This window comes from Paenibacillus vietnamensis (genome assembly GCF_020169515.1).
GTDB classification, from domain to species: Bacteria; Bacillota; Bacilli; order Paenibacillales; family Paenibacillaceae; genus Pristimantibacillus; species Pristimantibacillus vietnamensis.
The window spans coordinates 1-20728 of sequence record NZ_JAHMHW010000007.1 but is presented as its reverse complement, the minus strand read 5'-3'; the positions used below and the strand labels follow the sequence as shown (position 1 = coordinate 20728).

The following is a 20728-nucleotide window of genomic DNA, read 5'->3' as shown; positions in this document are numbered from 1 at the left end:
GGAGGCGTGTCCGATGTGGAAAGCGATACGAAGATTATTGATGTCCTTAATTGTCATCCTATTGTTGCTTGGCGGTGCCGCATGGGCTTTGCTCGCCTATATAGCGCCGGACGAAAAGCTTGATATGGCTTATACGCCGATCAGTGTGCAGGACAAAGCGCTGGCGATTGTCAAAAGCTTAAAAACGGAGCTGGTTCTGACCGAAACCGACGTCAACTATTTGATCAAAGCCCACCTGGAACGCGAGCTTGCGGGTGCGGACGGGGCTCCGGAGCTAAGCAAGGATCTCCGCCTTGACGGGGCGGCGTTCGAGCTGGAGGCGGACAAGCTTATCGCGCACATGAACGTGACGTACAAGGACCGCGTTCCGGCGCAGCTGGATGCCGTCTACCGACTGGAGTGGCAGCCTCCTAACATTGCGCTCCGCCCTCAGTCGCTGTCCGCGAAGGAAATCGGCCTGCCGCTCGACCTGCTCCAGACGGTCATCATTCCTCTTGAGCTGGGAGAGCAGGATTTGGTGTCGATCAGCAACGTTCTGTTCGAGCAGGACCAAATCCGCGTGCAGTTTAAGGTGGATGTGAAGCTGCCGCTTTAGGCGGGGCGGGGTGACTCCAAGCGCCGACTGGGCGGGAGTAACGCTAGAAATGATAGTTATTCGCCGCCGGACTAACTGAGCAAGGTGATTAACGATAGAAACTATCGTAAATCAACCCGCCGATCCCTCACGAAGTGACTTCATATGCCGATGGGGCGGGAATAACGCTAGAAATGATCGTTGTTCGCCTCTAATAGTAACCTCGCCAAAGGATTAACGATAGAAACTATCGTTAATCCTTCTGTTTGTCCGCCTTGCAGTCAGGAGCAAACCCTGCACGTACATTGACAAACAAATATCCTAGTGTTAGGATAAACATATCCTAATAATAGGATTCTTAATTTCGTGATACATCAGAGAGGTCATCGAGCATAATGTGCGGCGACTCAGACGAAATAAAATTCAGGAGGAAACCGATATGGATATTCAAATTGTGAAGCCTCATGAACAGGGAACGGGCGAGTTTGACGGCGGCAAAATCAAAGAGCAAAAGCCGATCGGCTTTTCCGGAGAAGGGTCGAATATTAACCGGCTGGGACCGCTCTTTTACTGGGCATGGGCGCATACCGAGGGCGAGGGCGGCATCGGCCTGCATCCCCATCAAGGCTTTGAAATTTTAACCTACGTGCTCAAGGGGAAAGGTTATCATAAGGATTCGCTCGGCACGGACAGCATAGTCGGCGAAGGGGGCGTTCAGCTGATGCAGGCGGGCTCGGGCATATCTCATGCCGAAGAGATGAGAGAGCCGTCGGAGCTGTTTCAAATTTGGCTGGAGCCCCATCTGAGCAAAGCGGTACAGCGGAAGCCCGTTTATTCGAAGTATGAGCACCGGGAGTTTCCGGTGGCGGCGGACGTTGGCGGCGCAGAGGTGAAAACGGTGCTGGGCGAAGGATCGCCGATCCGCATCGTGACCGACGCCGTCATGCGGGACGTCGTCATACCCGAAGGAGCGGAGTATACGCATACTCTTTCTTCCGGCCGGATTTTGGCGGGGCTTGCGGTCAGGGGAGACGGCTTGATAGCCGGAAGCGGGCAGCATCGTTTTGACCATAAGGATTTTGTCGTCATTCACTCGGAGCAGGGCGGGCAAGCCGCGTTTCGGGCGGAAGGCGGAGAGCTCCGTCTCTTCTTGATCGAGGTTCCGGCGCAGGTGGACTATCCACTGTACAATAAACGCAAATAAAGGAAGCCGGCGTGAAATCCGGATTTCCTTGAGCTATACGGCTGAAAGATAGGAGGAAGACGCGGGTGTATGAAGGCGACGAGCGAAGCCAATTGAATTTGAGGCTGTTCCGGGTCTGGTCGAAAGCGGCCGGAGCGGTATTTGACAATATTAAAAAAGATATCGAAAGCTACGGAATCAGCATGGAAAACTTTATGATTCTCGAGCTGCTTTACAGCAAGGGGCCGCATACGATCCAAAGGATCAGCGAGATTCTGTCGATCCCAAGCGGGAGCATCACCTATGTGGTGGATAAGCTTGAGAAGAAGGACTATGTGAGAAGAGAGCCGAGCAAAGCAGACCGGAGAGCCTCGAACGTAGTGCTTACCGATACCGGCACGGGACTCTTCAACGAAATATTCCCGCAGCATGTCGATACGATCGGCGCGAATTTATCCTTTATCGGCGATGAGGAAAAGGAGCAGCTGATCGGGATGCTGAAGCGGATCGGATTAGGCGCCCAGGAGCTGCAGCCTAAGCGTGATTAATAAAAAGCGGAACCGGCGGATGATAGCCGGTTCTTTTACAATAGTTTAACTATCTATATGGAGGCCGATTTGTTAGGATAATCTCCAAATGAAAAATAAAGGATAGGATCGTATGCGAGCGACTTCATTGGAATCGGAAGCTTACATTCAAATTAAGGGACGGATCGTACGCGGAGATGTGATGCCTGGCGTGCTGCTATCCGAGAATGAGCTGGCCGGCGAGCTTGGCATGAGCCGGACGCCGATCCGGGCGGCGATTGCTATGCTGGAGAAGGAAGGGCATGTCGAGAGCTTCAAAGGCCGGGGGGTGCTCGTGAAGGAGATATCGTTCCGCCAGTTTAGCCAAATGCTCGAGGTGCTAGTGTCGATGCAGATATTCGTCTTGGACACGGCAAAGCGGAGGGAGCTCTCGTTCGATTTGGAGGCGCTTGGCCTTTACTTGAACCGCCAGGACATCTCCCGCGAGGAAGGCGACTTTCTTGGTTATTACAACAATTCATTGATGTGCATAGAGACGATATTAAGTGCTATGGGCAATGACTATATGCTTCAAGTGCTCGAATCGTATCGGGGAAAGTTCATCTGCCGGATGGTTACTTTCCGCAAGCAGTTTCCGCAGCTAAAGCCGCAATGGGCCAATGTCATGAACGCCAAAATTTATCAGGCGCTGCTCCGCAAAGACTACGACGGAGCGAAAGCCGCCATCGAGGAAAACTATAATATGACGACGCAGCAGCTTATGCTTAGCGGCGTTATTTAATAAAGATGAGGATGCCTGCGCAGGCATCCTTTTTTTTTGTCGAATACGGCCAACATGGTCTTTTACATATGATTTAGACTGCGATAACAATCCACTTACATACAACCTGCATACTTGCTCCAGATGGTCCTTCAACCATTTCATGATCCGGGAGGAGAGAAAGCAGTGACAATCGTTCAAGTAAACCGCAATACAGGTGAAATATGGTATGATGACGCCCGTTTCGATACGGACAAGCGTCCGTGGTTCGGCAAGCTTCCGGAGCTGGCGACGGGAGATTTTTCTTTCGCGGTTTTGGGCGATCGTTGCGGCATGGCGACGGCAGGCGTGTTCGAGAAAGCGCTCGAGGTCGTCAAGGATTTGAAGCCGGACTTCGTTGTTTCAGTCGGCGATCTGATCGAGGGCTACTGGAGTGACCCTGCCGATGCGGCAGCGGAATGGGAAGATATCGATGCGAAGATTCAAGCTATGGGGCTGCCTTTCTTCCACGTCGTCGGAAATCATGATTACAGCAATGAAGTCATGCTGAACGTATGGCGCGAACGCAAAGGATTTGAATATTACGCATTCCGGGCAGGCGACGCGCTGTTCCTCATGCTGAACACGGAGGACCCGCCGTCGGAGCTGTCCGATGAATTTATCGCTATTATCAAAAAAGCGACCTCTAACGTCCAGAACGATCCGGACAACTCGGCCGCTCATATGCAGGCCTTCTACGAGGATATCGTAAGCCTTATGTCTCCGGAGCAGCTCAAGGAAATGGGCCGTATCGACCTAGCGTTCGGCGAAGAGCAGCTTGCGTTCGCGGAGCGCGTCTTGGAAGAGAACCGGGATGCAAAGTGGACCTTCATCAGCATGCACAAGCCTGGATGGAAGTCGGAGGACAAGCAGTATCAAAAGCTGATCGATATGCTGAATGGCCGTCCGCATACGGTATTCGCCGGACATCTGCATGCGATGGAGTATTCCGCAGCAGGTGGCGGCGAGCGCATTCAGCTTGGAAGAACCGGCGGTCATGCGCACGGCCTGGGACCTGAAAGCGACAATTTGTTTTTGTGGGTAAATGTGCGGGATGGAAAACCTTCATACCGGGTTATTCATCTGAACGGCTTTCAAGAAATCGGCAGCTACAAACCGCAAGTTCACTTCGAGGGGGCTGAATCCTAATGCAATCCGTATTTTTCGCTCATCTTACCGATACGCATATCAACGTTCCGGGAAAAAATCCGCTTTTTGAGATGGATGCCACGAAAAAACTGCGCGAAACGTTCGCGGAGCTCGGCAAGCTGAGCCGGAAGCCGGCGTTTGTCGTCATTAGCGGCGACCTGACGCAGGACGGCGACGTCGAAGATTACCGTCATCTCCGCAATGTGCTGGACGAGCAAAAAGCGAAGCTCGGCGTACCCGTCTATGTGGCGCTTGGCAATCACGATTCGCGTCCTTTCTTCCGTGAAGGGTATTTGCAGGAGCAGCCGTCCGAGGAGTCCTACTATTACAGCGTCATGGAAGGCGGGCTTCGTCTTGTTGTCCTGAATACGCAAGTTCCGGGCACGCATGGCGGCCGTTTGGACGAAGAACAGCTGGAATGGCTTCGCGGCGTGCTTGCAGCTCCGGCTCCGAACGGCACGATTATCGTCCATCATCATCCGGTCGTTCCGACGATGACGGCGATGATGGACAGCCATCTGCTCGACAACCCGGAAGACCTTGCGGCAGCGATCGAAGGCAGCGACGTGATCGGCTTATTGTCCGGCCACATTCATTGCAACAATATCGGCCTTTTCCAAGGGGTGCCTAGCGCGGCGGCGACGGGCGTTGCGTTCGGCATTGAACCGACGAGCAATGACATCATGAAGTTTATCGACAACAGCGGGTACAATCTCGTGCTGGTGAAGAACGGGCAAATGATCGTACATCCGATGCCGATGGCAGGCGATCAGCGAATCGTTTTTGAATGGAAGCTGGACACCGCTCATGCGCATGCATAACTCGAATGTAGTGGCCTCGTCATCACGATAAATAAACCCGAACGGGTTATAAGGAGAGAGAGTTAATCATGGCTTACAAAAAAATAGCTGCAGCAACACTGGTGTCCTTATCTCTGCTTGCAACAGCTTGCGGCAATGCGGGAACAGGCTCGAATGCAAATACGAATGCGGGCACGAATTCGGCGAATGCAGCGGGTGCGGGAAATGCGGCGTCAAACGATCAGGTAACGCTGAAATTTTACAGCTACAATCTGGCGATTGCGAGCCAAGTGCCCGGCACGGAAAAGCTGATCAAGGAATTCGAGGATGCGCATCCGAACATTAAAATCGACGCGGTACCGGTAGCCTCAACGGACATTAACGCTAAGGTTCAGGCGGATATCGTAGCAGGCTCGGCGCCGGACATCGCGCAGCTGACGTTCGACGGCCTTGATTTTGCGGTTAACAATTTCAATGCCAAACCGCTGGAAGATATTGTGCCGGCCGATGAATTGCAAAGCAACTTCGAGGGCTTCTCGCAGAACGGCATGAAACTGGGACAATTGAACGGTAAAACGTATGGCTTGCCGTTCACGTTCAGTACGCCGGTATTGTTCTACAATTCGAAGATCTTCCAGGATGCGGGCCTGGATCCCGCTGCCCCGCCGGCGACGTGGGAGCAGGTGAAGGAATACGGCTTGCAGATCGCGGAGAAAACCGGACTGACAGGCGCTCATGTAGGCGGCGCAGCGGGCGGCGACTGGATTATCCAAGCCTTGATCGGCAGCAACGGCGGACAAGCGCTGTCCGAAGACCGCAAGACGATCAAGTTCGGCGAGCCGGAGGCGGCTGGGGCCATTCAAATGTGGCAGGATTTGATTAAGAGCGGCGCCAACAGCAAGCTGAACGACGGCGAAGCCATCGAAGCGTTCAGCCAAGGCAAAGTCGGCATGCTGTTGTTCACGAGCGCGCTTCAAAGCTCGTTCGTAGCGGCATCGCAAGCTGGCGGCTGGGAGCTGAAGACGGCAAAGATGCCGGCATTCGGCGATAAGCCGACGACACCGGTCAACTCCGGCAGCGCATTATTCATCCTGACCGATGACAAAGCGAAGCAGCAAGCGGCATGGGAGTTCTTGAAGTTCGTGACGAGCGAGCGCGGTTATACGATCATTACCTCGGAGATCGGCTATTTGCCGCTTCGTCCGTCCATCGTGGATGACCCGAAATACTTGAAGGATTGGGTGGAAGCGAACCCGCTTGTGAAGCCGAATCTGGAGCAGCTCGACTCGCTGCAGCCGTGGGTATCTTATCCGGGCGCTAACTGGAAACAGATCGAGACGATCTTGAACGATTCCGTATCGAAGGCGATCGTAAGCGATGGCGATGTGGCCACCATTATGCAAGATGCGCAGAAACGCGCTCAAGCGCTGATCCAATGAGTTATGAAGCCGTAGGCATGCCCCGGCATGCAGCAGGCGCCAAGCCGAAAAGCAAGGAACGCAAGCCGTTCCTGCTTCGGCTTGGCCGAATCAAGCCGTATATCTACTTATTGCCGGCTCTTGTTTCGATAGGCTACTGGATTTACAAGCCGCTGCTGCAAACGTTCCAACTAAGCATCTACCAATGGAATTTGCTTCCTACATCGCCGAAGCAATTCGTTGGGTTGAAAAATTTCAATCAATTATTCAGCTTGCCGGAGATGGGCATTGCGCTATGGAATACGCTGATCTACACGCTGGGCGTCATCCCGTTTTCGCTTATCATTCCGCTTGTCATCGCGATTGCGACCGACAACATAGGAAGAAAGGCGAGCAACATCTATCGTGCGTTAATCTTCTTGCCGATGATTATGGCGCCGGTCGCGGTTTCATCCGTATGGCGCTGGATCATGCATCCGACGAACGGCATATTGAACAAGGCGTTAACGGATTGGTTCCATTTATCCGAACCGATCCGCTTTTTCACCGACGAGCACTGGGCGATTTGGTCGATTACGTTCATTACCGGCTGGAAGCTGCTTGGATTCAGCACGCTTATTTTCTCGGCGGCAATGACGGGCATCAACAAGGAATATATAGAAGCGGCTAAAATCGACCGGGCCGGCTCGTTCCAGATCATATGGCATGTTCTATTGCCGCTGCTGTCGCCTACGATCCTGTTCATGCTTATGATGAGCACGCTGTTCGCATCGGAGTGGAGCTTCTCCTACATCAACGTTCTGACGCAAGGCGGACCCTTCAACACGACGACAAACATTTATTATTTGCTTTGGACGTATGGCTTCCAATCGTTTAATATCGGCGCAAGCTCTGCTGCCGCTGCCGTCTTCTTCCTCGGCTTCGGCGTACTGGCATGGCTGTTCATGAGACTGACGAGGAAGCTGTCGTTCTTCGACAACTAGCAGGGAGGGAACGAAGATGGAGAATGCTGGACGCAGGGCAGGCTTGTACACGTCGGCAGCCTTGAAGCACGCCTCGTTGGTCGCGCTCGCGCTGCTGGCGGTTTTTCCGCTCTATTGGATGATCGTCACCTCCTTAAAGCCGGAGACCGAGGTGTTCACCTCGAGCTTAATTCCGCTTCATTTGACTTTAGATAATTACGTCCATGCTTGGAATGCCATTCCGATGGGCCGCATGCTGACCAATTCCATGGTCGTTGCGGTTATTCAGACGGCTGCGCAGCTCATCACGAGCATATTTGCCGCCTATGCGTTCACGCGCTGGGAATTCCGCGGCAGCAGCTTTATTTTTGGATTAATCGCACTTACGTGGCTCGTCCCGTTCCAAGTCATTATGATCCCGAATTATGTAGCGATCAGCGGCTTTGGCTGGCGGGATCATTTGGCAGGCCTGATCGTGCCGAATATCGCTTCGGCATTTGCAGTACTGCAATTGTACAATGCTTTCAAATCGTATCCGAAGACGCTGATCGAAGCCGCAAGGCTGGACGGCGCTTCGGATATGGGATTGCTGTGGCGTACGATCATGCCTAACTTGAAGGCACCGGTCGCTTCTATCGGCATATTGCTGTTCATCACCTCCTGGAACGATTACTTCTGGCCGCTTCTCGTGACGACGAAGCTCGAGAATACGACGATTCAGAAGGGGCTGCAAATGTTCATCTCCTCCGACGGCAATATGTGGGGTGCGCTAATGGCGGCTACGACGATCGCCAGCCTGCCTGTCCTGCTTATCTACCTGATGCTGCAACGGCAAATCATCGACTCTTTCGTAAAAGGCGGATTGAAATAACATGACAACATCAACGGAAAGCAACAAACGGCTCCTTAAACTGCAGGGAGCGTACAATGTAAGAGATATTGGCGGTTATGCTGCGGCTGGGGGGCAAACGGTGCAAAGCGGCCGGTTCCTTCGCGCCGACGGCTTGCATCGGCTGACGGAATACGATCAGGATCTGATTCTTGGCGCAGGCGTGCGTACCGTTATTGATCTGCGGCATGCCAGAGAGCTGGCTGAGAAACGTAATGTGTTCAACGGCTCGGAGCGGGCCCGATACTACAATATCAGCTTGATTAATCCGGCGGCCCCGACCGGCGACGCCATTCGCAGCTTGGGCGACATGTACGTCAATATGCTGGATAAAAGCGGACCGCTGCTTCGCGAAGTGTTCGAGCGAATGGCGGAAGCCGAGGGTAACGGCGTGTTGTTCCATTGCGCGGCAGGCAAGGACAGGACGGGTGTCGTAGCGGCGCTGCTGCTTGATCTTGCCGGCGTTGAACGTCCGGTTATTGTAGCCGATTATGCCGAAACGGAGATTCATCTGTCGCCGATTATGGATGAGCTGCGCCGGGACCGGCCGGAGCAAATTCCGGCCGACATGTATGAGCTCTTTCTGGGCAGCGAGCCAAGCAATATGGAGCTGATGCTGGAGCATCTGCACGGCGTTTTTGGCGGGGCGGAAAAATATTTGATAAGCCTTGGGCTTACAGGGGAACAAATAGCCGGCTTGAAACGTATGCTGCTGCAGCCTTAATGATGCCTCTGGATCAACGAGAGCATTCGACTGATAGAAGTCGAGTGCTTTTTTTGTACTTACGAATGACATAAAGAGACGAGGGCGCCGAGCAGTCCACGCATCTATGCCATTGACAACATTGGTGAGAATAGTTATCATAGATACGAAAGTGATAATCATTATCATTGAGAATAGCGATGGCGAATGCGCCTGATTTTCTACATAGAACGGTAAGGAGAGAGAACATGAAGACGGAAACGAGCAGGCCGTGGAATTATTTGCTTTTTCCTTTCTCATCCGTAAAGGCCGGACCGGATTGCCTGTATGCGGCATCTCCGATGCACGGCATTTATGAAATCGATAAAGAGGGCGGCTGGGAGAAGCTTGAGAACGGAATGCCGGACGAGGCGGCGGTAAACCGGCTGCAGCTGCAGCACGATCTGCTGCACGCATGTACGTCCAAAGGGCTGTACGAGTGGGACGGCGACGCCTGGCGTAACGAAGGGCTAACCGTTTCCTGCTACCAATACCGCAAAATCGGCGGAACAAGCTACGCGGCAACCGAATACGGGCTTTGGTGCCGTTCCGGGTCGCGCTGGGAGCTGATTGCCTGCAACGGCAAGAAGGTTTATGATTTTATCAATTTGCCGCAATATTTGATTTTGGCTCATGACAGCGGCCTTTCGTTATATGACCGGTTTATGGATGACTGGGCGCATTTCGAGCTGCAGGCAAGCGTAACGAGTCTGACCGTGTTCCGAGGACATCTCATCGGGACAAGCGATTCGGGCGAGCTGCTGGTCGGCGATAAAAAAGGCGACTTCGACCGCATCCGCTTCGGCAAAACGTTCATGTACGCGGTGCTGGCGCGCGGAAACAGCTTATACGCCTGCACGGACCGGGGACTGTACCGGCTCGTCTACATGGCGGGACAGGTGACGCTGCTGTCGGTGCAGCTCGGGTACCCCGTGACGGACGCCGATCTTCAGGGCGACCGGCTGCATTTGGCGACTCTGTTCCAGGGCATTCAAACGATACAGGTTTAAATATCTATCATTAACGAAGAGGCAGGGGATGACCGGTGGCGAAGGTGCTGGTAATATACGCGAGCATGACAGGCAACACGGAGGAAATGGCGGAGGCGATCGCGGAAGGGGCCAAGGAAGCGGGAGCCTCGGTCGTTTTGAAGGAAGCCTTCGATGCGACGGCCAATGAGCTGAACGATTACGACGGCATCATCGTCGGGGCCTACACGTGGGGCGACGGGGAGCTGCCGGACGAGTTTCTCGATTTTTACGAAGAGATGAACACACTTGAGCTCAGCGGCAAAAAAGCGGCGGCATTCGGCTCCGGAGACACCTCCTATCCGATCTACTGCGGGGCTGTCGACACCATCGAAGCGAAGCTGAAGGAGCTGGGCGCGGAAATCGTAAGCGAAAGCCTGAAATTCGAATACGATCCGTCCGAAGCCGAGAAGGAGCAGGGCAGAAGCATGGGGCGCCGCGTGGCGGGGCTCGTCATGATCAACAGTTAAGGAAAGGGGCTTACGGACAGGATGGAGCTGCAGCCTGCGGTCATACGAATCGAGGATTACAAGCTGGAGGAAATGCTGCGCTGCCCCGAGCAGTTTGCGAGCATACACGAGGGACGCAAGCGGGAAGGCGATGTGAACTGGCGCCAGATGACGCAGTTCGCGGCGAGCCATACCGTCAACGATTTTTATATGCTCCCGGTAGAAGCCCGTACGCCCGAAGCGGTCGAGGCTTTGGTGGAACGGCGCTGGACGAACCGGCATTATAAGTTCCTGTCGGAAGAGCATTATGTGCAGACGAAAAGGACGGTGGCGGAAAATCTGGTTTTGTTTTTGCTGGGCGGAGCCTGCGCCGAAACGCCGATTCTCACCTTCGAGCAGTTTACCCCTTATGTGGAGGAGCTGGATATGGAGCTGTCGCAAATTTTTCATGCGATTGCAGGGGACGGGAGCGGCGATGCGGGAGGCTGCATCGTGCAAAAATTTGCGGTCGATGCGGACCGGGAAGCGCTGACGTTATTTTTCCACATGACGTCGGTCGTCTGCATGAGCGCGTTCGAAAGGCTGCCGTCGCGAATCGAGGTGCTGTCGCTGCTCGAAGGCAAGCGTATCCCCTTTGTACCGACGGAGGCGTCGCTTAAGCAGTCCTACGACTATATGTACCTGATCAAGAGTTTGCTGCCGGAGGCGGACGCCTTCAAAGTAAATCCGGGGCGGGACGTTCCGTTTTGTTCGTAACAAAAGCGAATATCGGCATTCATGCAAGCGGGCCTTCGGCCGTTATCCTTAAACAGGATGCGGCCGGGGCTTTTTTTTGCCGGAACGATGGACAAATGAAATGGTATTCAGTAACATGGCAGTAGTTATTTTTGCACATTTTCACATAGGAGCTCCAAAGGAGAGATCAGGTTGTCCGAGGAATTGTTGCTTACGTTTCGTTCGCCGCCGCTGCCGTTTTTTATAGAATCGAAAAGACTGACGTACCGCGCCGGAGAGGAGCATCCCAACCGGGTGAATCTCGGTGTGTTCGACCTGCTGTTCGTCAACCAGGGCGCGCTGTATATCGCGGAGGAGGACCGCCAGTGGAAGCTGGAGCCGGGCGACGTCCTCATTTTGAGGCCGGACCGCTGGCACTACTCTACGCGACCTTGCGAGGAAGAGACGGTGTTCGACTGGATTCATTTCCAGACTGTCGGGGCCTGGGAGGAAACCGAAGGGAATCAGTGCGGTACGCTCCGCGGAGATTATTACACTTATGCCATCCGCCTGCCGAAAAAAATGAAGCTGACCTATCCCGACGAGGCCAAGGTCATCTTCTCGCAGCTGCATGAAGCGGCGAAAAGCTCGTCGCACGGCGCGTTCTGGGACCGGCAGCAGCGGTTTCTGCACCTGCTGCAAATGCTGGACGAGGGCTGGCGCTCGGATGCCGCGAAGGCGGCCGTGTCGGTTGCGGAGCGGGCCGCGGCTTATTTAAAGCTGAATTACCGCGCGCCGATCAGCAATTCCATGCTGAGCGATGTGCTTCAGCTGCATACGAACTACATTACGCGCTGCATGTCGGAGGTGTTCGACTGCACGCCGCAGCAGTATCTCCTCTATTACAGGCTGGATCAGGCGAAGCTGCTGCTCATCAAGACGGACTGGACGATCGCCCGCGTCGCGGAGGAGACAGGCTTCCGGCAGACGCCGCACTTCTCGCGGCTGTTCGCTGCGCATACGGGCATGCCGCCGCTGAAATTCCGCAAGCGGTTTACGAGTTAGCTTTTTTTCGGACGTCCGGATGCCGTGTCGTGCATAATTTTCCACTGTTTAACAAAAACTGGTTCAATCAACGTAAAAAGGGTGGTCGCGATGATTGAAAGGTTTTCGTTAACGGCAGAGATCGGCGATATGGTGGAGGCGTTCCAGGTCAAAAAAGTGGTACGGGGGTATACGAACCGTTTTAACGCGACGCCGACGCAGACGGTGTCGATCATTATGAACGACCGGTTCGACGTGCGGACGATGCAGGAATCGAGATGGGGGTTATTCCCGTTCTGGGCGAAGGATTCGGTAAACGCCGACCATATTACGCTTTCCTCGAAGCCGTTTCTCGAGCGGATGCTGCGGAGGCAAAGATGTGTGCTTCCTTGCAGCGGCTTTTACGGGCAAAAGCAGTTCGGGCAGGAGCGCGCTCCGCGGGCGATGCATACGGTTGTTCCGGGCCAGCCGCTGCTGGGCGTTGCCGGCATTTACGATTGCTGGAGAAATGCGAGCGGCAAGGAAGTCCGTGCTTTTACGATGATTACGGCGGCCTCGTCGGGCGCGATGTCGGTTTGGCAGCCCCGGATTCCGGTCATTCTGGACGAAGAGGGAATCGAGGATTGGCTGAATCCGCGGATTACGGAATTCAGCAGCCTGCGCAAGCATCTCGAGCCAATGGATTCCTACCTGATGCGCTCTTACCCGGTCACAAACGCGGTGCATGACGACCTGTATGAGTCGCCGGACTGCATTATGGAGATTCGGACGGATTTTGCTTAAGGATGGGGCGTGGCGTTGAAGCGTCGAGGCGTCGAGGGCGTTGAGGCAGGTCAAGGCCGTCGAGGCAGGTCAAGGCGCGTCGAGGCGAAATAGATGGAATTACTGCAGTTAATGTTAGCTGCCAGCCATAATTGCCCGAAATAACTGGATTTGTTGGATCTAAATGCTGCCATTTCGCCGGAATCGCGGGAATCGGCTGTAATAGATACAATGATTCCAGTTATTTTTATTATTGGCGGAGGTTGGGGAGAAATAAGGACATCAAATCCAGCTAATATGCGTAAAAAAGGGGAGAGGGAGGCCTGTGCTGCAGGAGCTCCCTCTCCCTTTTGTATGCGGATTTACGCCTGCGCCCGCTGAAGCTCGGCCGTAAGCAGGGGGACGACCTCGAACAGGTCGCCGACGATGCCGTAATCGGCGACGCCGAAAATCGGGGCGTCGGGGTCTTTGTTGATGGCGACGATGACGCGCGACTGGCTCATGCCCGCCAGATGCTGAATGGCGCCGCTGATGCCGCAGGCGATATAAAGCTGCGGCGTCACGACCTTGCCCGTTTGCCCGATTTGGAGGGCATAGTCGCAATAGCCGGCGTCGCATGCGCCGCGGGAGGCGCCGACCGCGCCGCCGAGGACGCCGGCTAGCGCCTGCAGCGGCTCGAAGCCTGCTGCGCTGCGCACGCCCCGTCCGCCGGATACGACGACGTCGGCTTCGGCGAGATCGAGCTTGCCGCCGGTGCGGCGCACGAGGCTGCGCACGGCGGTGTAAAGCGCCGGCACCGTGAACGGCAGAGCCTGCACGGTGCCCTTGCGTTCGGCGGCGTCGACGGGCTCCGCCGCCGGCAAATTGTTCGGGCGCACCGTGATGACCCACGGGTGGCCCGGCAAAAAGCTGCGCCGCTCGAACGCCTTCCCGGCGTAGAGCGGGCGGATGAAGCCGACGTCGCCGCCATCAGCCGAAGGCTCGATGGCGGTGACGTCGGCGATGTGGCCGGCGCCATGGGCAGCGGCCACACGGGGCGCGAGCTCGCGCCCCATCGCGGTGTGGCCGAGCAGCAGCGCGTCCGGCCGCACCGCGGCCATGGCTGCGCCCAGGGCGGCGAGGTACGCCTCGGGCGCGAAGGCGCGGAGGGCAGGATCGTCGGCGATATGTACGACGTCCGCCCCCCGCGCGAGCAGCGCGGCGGCTTCGTCCGCCGCGCCGCCGGAGCAGGCGAGGACGGCGTGCACCGCGCCGTCCTTGCCTGCAAGCTGCCGCGCGGCGCCGAGCGCTTCGAACGCCACGCGGCGCAGCGCGCCGTCACGGCTCTCCGCAAACACTAGAATTGTCTTGGACATCCTATACAGCTCCTTTCGGCTAACATTCCGTCAAATCGGCTACAAAAGCTTCGCTTCCGAGCGAAGCAAATGGACCAGCGCGGCTGCCTGCTCGGACGGCTCTCCCGGAACGAGCTTGCCTGCCGCGCGCGGAGGCGGAGGGAACAGCTGCGTCCGCTGCGTGCGCGGAGCGGCGTCCGCAACCGAAGCCGCTGCAGCGCCGCCCCAAAGCTCGGAGGCATCGACGGTACGAAGCGGCTTTTTCTTCGCTTTCATAATGCCGGGCAGCGACGGATATCTGGGCTCGTTCAGCCCCTGCTGGGCGGTGATGAGCGCAGGCAGCGGAATGAGCACCGTTTCCGTATCGCCCTCGATGTCCCGTTCAACCAGCGCGTAGCGCTCTGCTTGGGGGAGGACGGAGACACCGCCGTTGCCCGACGCACTTACACTCTCGCCACCCGCACCCTGCCCCTTACTGCCCCCAGCGGCCGGAAGTGCGGCCGCCTCCGCCTTCGTCAGCACCGTCGCCTTCACCGCCGCCGAGGCGTGCGGCAGCCCGAGCCGCTGCGCGACCTGCAGCGCCACGCTGCCGGCTCCGCTGTCCACGGCGAATAAGCCGGCCAGCAGCAGATCCGGCTGAAGCGGCTCTACGACCTTCGCCAGCGCCCCCGCGACGGTAAAGCCGTCATCCGGCAGCGAGCTGCCGTCCACGCGGATCGCTTCGTCGGCACCGATCGCAAGCGCGGTGCGCAGCGCCTCCTGCGAACGTTCGGGGCCGCAGGCGACGGCGATGACCTGTCCGCCGTGCTTCTCCCGCTGCCGCAGCGCTTCCTCCAGCGCATATTCGTCGTACGGGTTGATGATGAATTTGGCGCCTTGCTCGTTTACGCCCGAAGGGGAAAGCACTATTTTTTCCTCGGTATCGAATGTCTGCTTGAGAAGCACCACTATTTTCAGCATGGAAGTTCCCTCACTTGTACCTGAAATTTTGGGCAAACCAACTGTCCATCAGTGCTACGATATGTCGTCCATCGGCCGAATAGACCCGGCGGCATGTTCGGGGCCGAAGGCTCATATACATGGAGCACCGCGGCTATTTATGTAAGCGCTTTTAATGCTTGTCCGCTCGCTTTGCGCATAATCGCCGATTACGAGTACTGCATCCAGGGGGGAAGGGCATATGGTATCGCTTTGGACATTGTGGACGCCCGGGCAATCCGTGTACTGGGTAAAATGGCTCCTGTTCGCCGCCGTGACGCTGTTTGCGGTATGGATGTTCGCGACGGTCGTTCGAAGGCGGATCTCGTATATCCGTCTCGGCACGCCGGCGGAATTCGCAAGGCATCCTCGAAAGCGCGGCAGCAAAAGCGGCTTCGGCGCGCAGGTATTCGGCCATCGCAGGCTGCTGAACGATTTGCGCAGCGGGATTATGCATTTGGTTTATTTTTACGGCTTTATCGTGCTGCAGTTCGGCGCGCTGGATTTGATCTGGAAAGGGCTTGCCGGCGGCGATCCTCTGCCTTTTCCCTTTTACGGCTGGTTTTCCTTGTCGCAGGAAATCACGGTAACGCTCGTTCTGGCGGCGGTGCTGTACGGCGCCTTCCGCCGTTACGGGGAGAAGCTGCCAAGGCTGAAAAGAGGCTGGAAGCCGTCGCTCGTCATGTGGTTCATCGGCTCGCTGATGCTCACGGTGCTGTTCAGCCTGGCCTTCGAGCGGCTCGCGGCAGGGACGGGGGCGGACGGCAGCCAAGTGCATGCGGCAGGTTTCTCCCCGGTCAGCGCGCCGCTTGCGGAGCTGCTGCAGCAGGCGGGAATCCCGTCCGGCGGCGGCCTGGCCGCAGCGGGCTTTGAGCTGTTCTGGTGGCTGCATTTGCTGGTGCTGCTCGGCTTTCTGGTGTACGTGCCGCAGTCGAAGCATTTTCACCTGCTGACGGCGCCGGTCAACTTGTGGTTCCGGCGCGGCACGCCGCCGGGCCGGCTGACGCCGCTTAATCTGGAGGATGAGGAAGCGGAGAGCTTCGGCGCGGGGAAGGTGGAGCATTTTACGCAAAAGCAGCTGCTCGACCTGTATGCCTGCGTCGAGTGCGGGCGCTGCACGAACGTATGCCCGGCTGCGGGCACCGGCAAAATTTTGTCGCCGATGCATCTGATCGTCAAGCTGCGCGACCATTTGACCGAGAAGGGGGCGGCGGTCACATCGACCTCGCCGTGGCTGCCGGCCGGCTTCTGGCAAAAGCATGGCGGCGAGCGGAATGCCCATGTGATGGGGGCTGTCATACCGGCATGGGAAAGTCCGCCCGGGGGCGGGACGACGATTGTGCCGACGATGGCGGCGCAGGCCGGTGCCTGGATGAAGCGCGACGGCAAAAAAGCGGAGGAGGTGGAGCTGATCGGCGAGGTGATGAGCGAGGATGAGCTCTGGGCCTGCACGACGTGCCGGAATTGCGAGGAGCAGTGTCCCGTCGGTAATGAGCACGTCGATAAAATCATCGATATGCGCCGCCATCTGGTGCTCATGGAGGGCCGGCTGCCGGCCGACGGGCAAAGGGCTTTGCAAAACATCGAGCGGCAAAGCAATCCTTGGGGGCTGCCGCGCGCCGAGCGGGCCGCCTGGATTGCGGAGTGCGAAGCCCGGACCGGCGTCCGCGCAGTTACGCTGCAGGAGCTGAAGCGGGTCGGACGGAAGGCCGACGTACTGCTCTGGGCGGGCTCGATGGGATCGTACGATATGCGGAGCCGGCGCGTGCTGTACGATGTGGTGCGGCTGCTCCACCATGCGGGCGTAAGCTTCGGCGTACTCGGGCTGGAGGAGAAAAGCTCCGGCGATACCGCCAGGCGGATCGGCAACGAACTTCTGTTCCAGGAGCTGTGCCGCGAAAACATCGAAACAATAACTAAATATGGCGTAACTCATATCGTCACCCCTTGCCCGCATACGTATAACACGTTAAAAAACGAATACCCCGACTTCGGGCTGAGTCCCGATGTGCGGGTCGAGCATCACACGGAGCTGCTGGCCCGGCTGCTGGAGGAGGGGGCGCTTCGTCCGGCGAGTGCGGTCGACGAGCGAGTCACGATCCACGATTCCTGCTACCTCGGGCGCTATAACGGCACCTATGAGGCGCCGCGCCGCCTGCTGCGCGCCATACCGGGCATCGTGATCGAGGAGATGGAACGTTCGCGCGAGAACGGGATGTGCTGCGGGGCCGGCGGAGGCCTGATGTGGATGGAGGAGCATGCGGGTACCCGCGTCAATCACGCCCGGACGGCGCAGGCGCTTGAGGTGAAGCCGTCGGTTATCAGCTCGGCATGCCCGTACTGCCTGACGATGATGGAGGACGGATTAAAGGCGCTGTCCGCCGACGAGCGCGTCATTGCGCGGGACGTCGCGGAGCTGCTTGCCGAGAGCGTGTTCGGGGAGTAAGGCGGTGAAACGGGGGTTCGCAGCCAGAAGATGGCACAGAACCGGGCTGTGTCAAGATACAGCTGACGGTTCGTGCGCAGCTGCAGCCTTTTACGCCTGTGATGCCTATCAAAAGGAGGTTACCTATGACGGGAACATCGTCGCAACTGGATGCCGGCTCGATCCGCCGTGCGGCGGTTATCGGCTCGGGTGTGATGGGGGCGGGCATTGCCGCCCATTTGGCGAATGCCGGCATGCGCGTCCTGCTGCTGGACATTGTGCCGAAGGCGCTGACGCCGGAGGAGGAAAAGCAGGGACTGACGCTCGCGGACCCCAAGGTGCGCAGCCGGCTGGCCGGCGCGGCGCTTGCCCGGATGGCCAAGGCGCAGCCTGCGCAGCTGTACGATCCGGCCTGGGCAGCGCGCATTACGCCGGGCAATCTGAGCGATCACCTCGGCGAGCTGGGGGAAGCGGACTGGATTGTAGAAGCCGTCGTGGAGCGGATGGATGTGAAGCGGGAGGTGCTTGCTCTGCTGGATGCGGCCCGCCGGCCCGGCTCTCTCGTCAGCACCAACACGTCCGGCTTGTCTGCGGCAGCGATGGCGGAAGGGAGGAGCGAGGACTTTAGGCGGCATTTTGCGGTTACGCATTTTTTTAACCCTCCCCGTTATATGAAGCTGGTGGAAATCGTTCCGACGGCGGATACGGCGGATGAGACCGTCCGGCTGCTGACGGAGGTGTGCGAACGGCGGCTCGGCAAAGGGGTCGTGCCGGCCAAGGATACGCCGAACTTCATCGCAAACCGGATCGGCACCTACGGCATGCTGGTGACGCTGGCGGATACGGTGCGCTTCGGGCTGACCGTCGAGGAGGCGGATGCGCTGACGGGGCCGGCAATGGGCAGGCCCAAAACCGCGACGTTCCGTATGCTCGATCTCGTCGGTCTCGACACGCTGCTGCATGTCGTGGATAACGTCCGCGAGCGCAGCGCCGATCCGGAGGAGCAGAGCGCTTTTGCAAGGCCGGCTTTGCTGGAGCGGCTTGTCGCGCTGGGACGAACCGGGGAAAAGGCGGGGGCGGGCTTTTACCGGAAGGTCAAAGGTCCGTCGGGCAGCGTCATTGAGTCGCTTAGGTTCGACACGCTCGAATACGGTCCGAAGCGCTCCGCCGGCTCGCAGGTGCTGGATGCGTCCAAGGCGGCCAAAGGAGCGGCGGCAAAGGTGAAGGCGCTGCTCCGCACCGATCCGCGGGACCGGTACGCCCAGTTTGCGTGGTCCACGATCAAGAAGACGCTGCTTTATGCAGCCGCCCAGGTCGGCGTTATCGCCGATTCGATCTCGGAGATCGACCGTGCTATGCGCTGGGGCTTTAATTGGGAGCTGGGCCCGTTCGAGCTGTGGGACGCGATCGGACTGCCCGAGACGGTGCGGCAAATGCGGAAGGAGGGCGAGGCCGTTCCGGAATGGGTGACGGCTTGGATCGAAGGCGGACATAGCCGTTTTTACGGAACGGAGGGGGGCAAGCGGGTTTATGCGTCGAGCGGGGGCTTCAGGCAGGAGGAGCCGGAGCCGGACGTCATTTCGTTAAGCGCGTTAAAAGCCTCCGGCCGGACCGTACTGTCCACCGTCGGGGCAAGCCTGATCGACATCGGGGACGACGTTGTCTGTCTGGAATTCCATTCGCAGAACAACGCGATCGGCGGCGACATTTTGTCCGCAATCCGGCAGAGCGCGGAAGAGGTGGAGCGGAACTGGCGCGGGCTCGTGATCGCGAACGAAGGACGGAACTTCTGTGTGGGCGCGAATCTGATGCTGCTGCTGATGGAGGCGCAAAGCGGGGAATGGGATGAGGTGGAGGAGATCATCCGTTTTTTCCAGAGCAGCATGCTCGCGCTGAAGCGGCTGGAGCGCCCGGTCGTGGCGGCCCCGCACCGGATGACGCTCGGAGGCGGCGTCGAGGCTTGTTTGCCGGCTGACCGGATTATTTTTTCGCCGGAGACGTATTTCGGCTTGGTCGAGACGGGAGTCGGGCTCATTCCAGCCGGCGGGGGCTGCAAGGAGGCGGCCGTCATGGCGGCGGAGCGGGCGAACGTGGCGGGCAGCGGGAAGCAGGGAGCGGATGTTCAGCCATACTTGAACGCTTTGTTTGAGACGATTGCGCTGGCCAAAACGTCGACAAGCGGCCACGAAGTCAGCCGCATCGGACTGATGAGGCCGCAGGACCGCGTCATCATGCGGCAGGAGGCTCGCATCGCCGAGGCGAAGCGGGCGGTGCTGGAGCTGGACCGCGCCGGGTACGAGCCGCGCGCGGAGGGGCGTGTCCGCGTAGCCGGGCGCGACGGCATGGCGGTGCTGAAGGCCGCAGTGCAGTCGATGCGGCTGAGCGGCCATATCAGCGGGCATGACGCGCTGATCGCGGGCAAGCTCGCGCATGTGCTGGCCGGCGGCGATGTGCGTCCGGGCGCGGAGGTGAGCGAGCCGTATTTGCTCGATCTGGAATGCGAAGCGTTCCTCAGCCTTTGCGGCGAGCGCAAAACGCAGGAACGCATGAGCCACATGCTGGCGACGGGCAAGCCGCTGCGGAATTAGCGGCTTGTGGCACGACCGCGAGCCTTGTAGTCTGCTGCACAAAGTGCAGTCTGGTGGTGACGCGACCGCGAGCCGCACAAGTCTGCTGCACAAAGTGCAGACTGGTGGTGACACGATCGCGAGCCGCACAAGTCTGCTGCACAAAGTGCAGTCTGGTGGTAGCTCGTTCACTGAGCGCCCCCTTCCGCTGCACATTCTGCATCAGAAACCTGACATGGGACGCGTACGAGCAAGCTGTGCTGCACTTGTGCATCGGAATTAGCTCTATGAGCGCCACTTTAGGCGATATCCTGCGATTCTGATGCATTAAGTGCAGTCCCGAAGAAACTAGTCCGTTTTACGCTCCATTCTGCTGTACAAAGT

The 20728-nt window shown here is 57.7% G+C and carries 19 protein-coding genes; 17 read left to right on the top strand and 2 right to left on the bottom strand.

Going from position 1 to position 20728, the window contains the following annotated elements; all coding sequences use genetic code 11:
• Nucleotides 1-13 precede the first annotated feature (13 nt).
• The 15 genes from KP806_RS15360 to KP806_RS15290 all read left to right on the top strand — a co-directional run bounded on the left by KP806_RS15360 (nt 14) and on the right by KP806_RS15290 (nt 13061).
• Entirely contained in the window at nt 14-595 is a 582-nt protein-coding gene (locus KP806_RS15360) for a hypothetical protein (protein WP_224724590.1), read from the top strand.
• Nucleotides 596-1013: 418 nt separating this feature from the next.
• Nucleotides 1014-1778 carry a pirin family protein gene (locus KP806_RS15355; protein WP_224724589.1) on the top strand — a complete coding sequence of 255 codons (765 nt, stop codon included), beginning with the start codon at nt 1014-1016 and terminating at the stop codon, nt 1776-1778.
• A gap of 65 nt (nt 1779-1843) precedes the next feature.
• On the top strand, nt 1844-2305 hold the full coding sequence (locus KP806_RS15350) for a MarR family winged helix-turn-helix transcriptional regulator (RefSeq protein WP_224724588.1): 462 nt from the start codon (nt 1844-1846) through the stop codon (nt 2303-2305).
• Between the two features lie 112 nt (nt 2306-2417).
• Nucleotides 2418-3065 carry a GntR family transcriptional regulator gene (locus tag KP806_RS15345; protein ID WP_224724587.1) on the top strand — a complete coding sequence of 216 codons (648 nt, stop codon included), beginning with the start codon at nt 2418-2420 and terminating at the stop codon, nt 3063-3065.
• 165 nt (nt 3066-3230) lie between these two features.
• A complete protein-coding gene (locus KP806_RS15340; protein ID WP_224724586.1) occupies nt 3231-4232 on the top strand; it encodes a metallophosphoesterase family protein in 1002 nt (333 codons plus the stop codon).
• Nucleotides 4232-5053, top strand: a complete 822-nt coding sequence (locus KP806_RS15335) for a metallophosphoesterase family protein (protein WP_224724585.1) — start codon at nt 4232-4234, stop codon at nt 5051-5053. Before KP806_RS15340 ends, KP806_RS15335 begins: the two co-directional genes overlap by 1 nt.
• A gap of 68 nt (nt 5054-5121) precedes the next feature.
• Nucleotides 5122-6471, top strand: a complete 1350-nt coding sequence (locus tag KP806_RS15330; protein ID WP_224724584.1) for an ABC transporter substrate-binding protein — start codon at nt 5122-5124, stop codon at nt 6469-6471.
• Nucleotides 6468-7433 (top strand): carbohydrate ABC transporter permease, encoded by a 966-nt coding sequence (locus KP806_RS15325; RefSeq protein ID WP_224724583.1) that lies wholly within the window; start codon nt 6468-6470, stop codon nt 7431-7433. The genes KP806_RS15330 and KP806_RS15325 overlap by 4 nt, the downstream gene beginning before the upstream one ends.
• A 16-nt stretch (nt 7434-7449) precedes the next feature.
• Nucleotides 7450-8283, top strand: a complete 834-nt coding sequence (locus KP806_RS15320) for a carbohydrate ABC transporter permease (protein ID WP_224724582.1) — start codon at nt 7450-7452, stop codon at nt 8281-8283.
• Nucleotide 8284: 1 nt separating this feature from the next.
• A complete protein-coding gene (locus KP806_RS15315) occupies nt 8285-9025 on the top strand; it encodes a tyrosine-protein phosphatase (RefSeq protein ID WP_224724581.1) in 741 nt (246 codons plus the stop codon).
• A gap of 227 nt (nt 9026-9252) precedes the next feature.
• Nucleotides 9253-10053 carry a hypothetical protein gene (locus KP806_RS15310; RefSeq protein WP_224724580.1) on the top strand — a complete coding sequence of 267 codons (801 nt, stop codon included), beginning with the start codon at nt 9253-9255 and terminating at the stop codon, nt 10051-10053.
• Between the two features lie 35 nt (nt 10054-10088).
• On the top strand, nt 10089-10541 hold the full coding sequence (locus KP806_RS15305) for a flavodoxin (protein ID WP_224724579.1): 453 nt from the start codon (nt 10089-10091) through the stop codon (nt 10539-10541).
• Between the two features lie 21 nt (nt 10542-10562).
• Entirely contained in the window at nt 10563-11276 is a 714-nt protein-coding gene (locus tag KP806_RS15300) for a hypothetical protein (RefSeq protein ID WP_224724578.1), read from the top strand.
• A 171-nt stretch (nt 11277-11447) separates the two neighbouring features.
• A complete protein-coding gene (locus KP806_RS15295; RefSeq protein WP_224724577.1) occupies nt 11448-12299 on the top strand; it encodes an AraC family transcriptional regulator in 852 nt (283 codons plus the stop codon).
• A 90-nt stretch (nt 12300-12389) separates the two neighbouring features.
• Nucleotides 12390-13061: an SOS response-associated peptidase gene (locus tag KP806_RS15290; protein WP_224724576.1), complete on the top strand. Its 672-nt coding sequence runs from the start codon at nt 12390-12392 to the stop codon at nt 13059-13061.
• Nucleotides 13062-13402: 341 nt separating this feature from the next.
• Here KP806_RS15290 and KP806_RS15285 read toward each other — a convergent pair whose 3' ends face one another.
• A complete protein-coding gene (locus KP806_RS15285) occupies nt 13403-14395 on the bottom strand; it encodes an electron transfer flavoprotein subunit alpha/FixB family protein (RefSeq protein ID WP_224724575.1) in 993 nt (330 codons plus the stop codon).
• Nucleotides 14396-14434: 39 nt separating this feature from the next.
• Nucleotides 14435-15334: an electron transfer flavoprotein subunit beta/FixA family protein gene (locus KP806_RS15280; RefSeq protein WP_224724574.1), complete on the bottom strand. Its 900-nt coding sequence runs from the start codon at nt 15332-15334 to the stop codon at nt 14435-14437.
• A 220-nt stretch (nt 15335-15554) separates the two neighbouring features.
• Here KP806_RS15280 and KP806_RS15275 point away from each other — a divergent pair, with 220 nt between their 5' ends.
• Both KP806_RS15275 and KP806_RS15270 read left to right on the top strand, forming a co-directional pair.
• The gene (locus tag KP806_RS15275) at nt 15555-17798 is read left to right on the top strand and encodes a (Fe-S)-binding protein (protein WP_224724573.1); all 2244 of its coding nucleotides are present in this window, start codon (nt 15555-15557) and stop codon (nt 17796-17798) included.
• 125 nt (nt 17799-17923) lie between these two features.
• A complete protein-coding gene (locus KP806_RS15270) occupies nt 17924-20365 on the top strand; it encodes a 3-hydroxyacyl-CoA dehydrogenase/enoyl-CoA hydratase family protein (protein ID WP_224724572.1) in 2442 nt (813 codons plus the stop codon).
• The last annotated feature ends 363 nt before the right edge of the window (nt 20366-20728 follow it).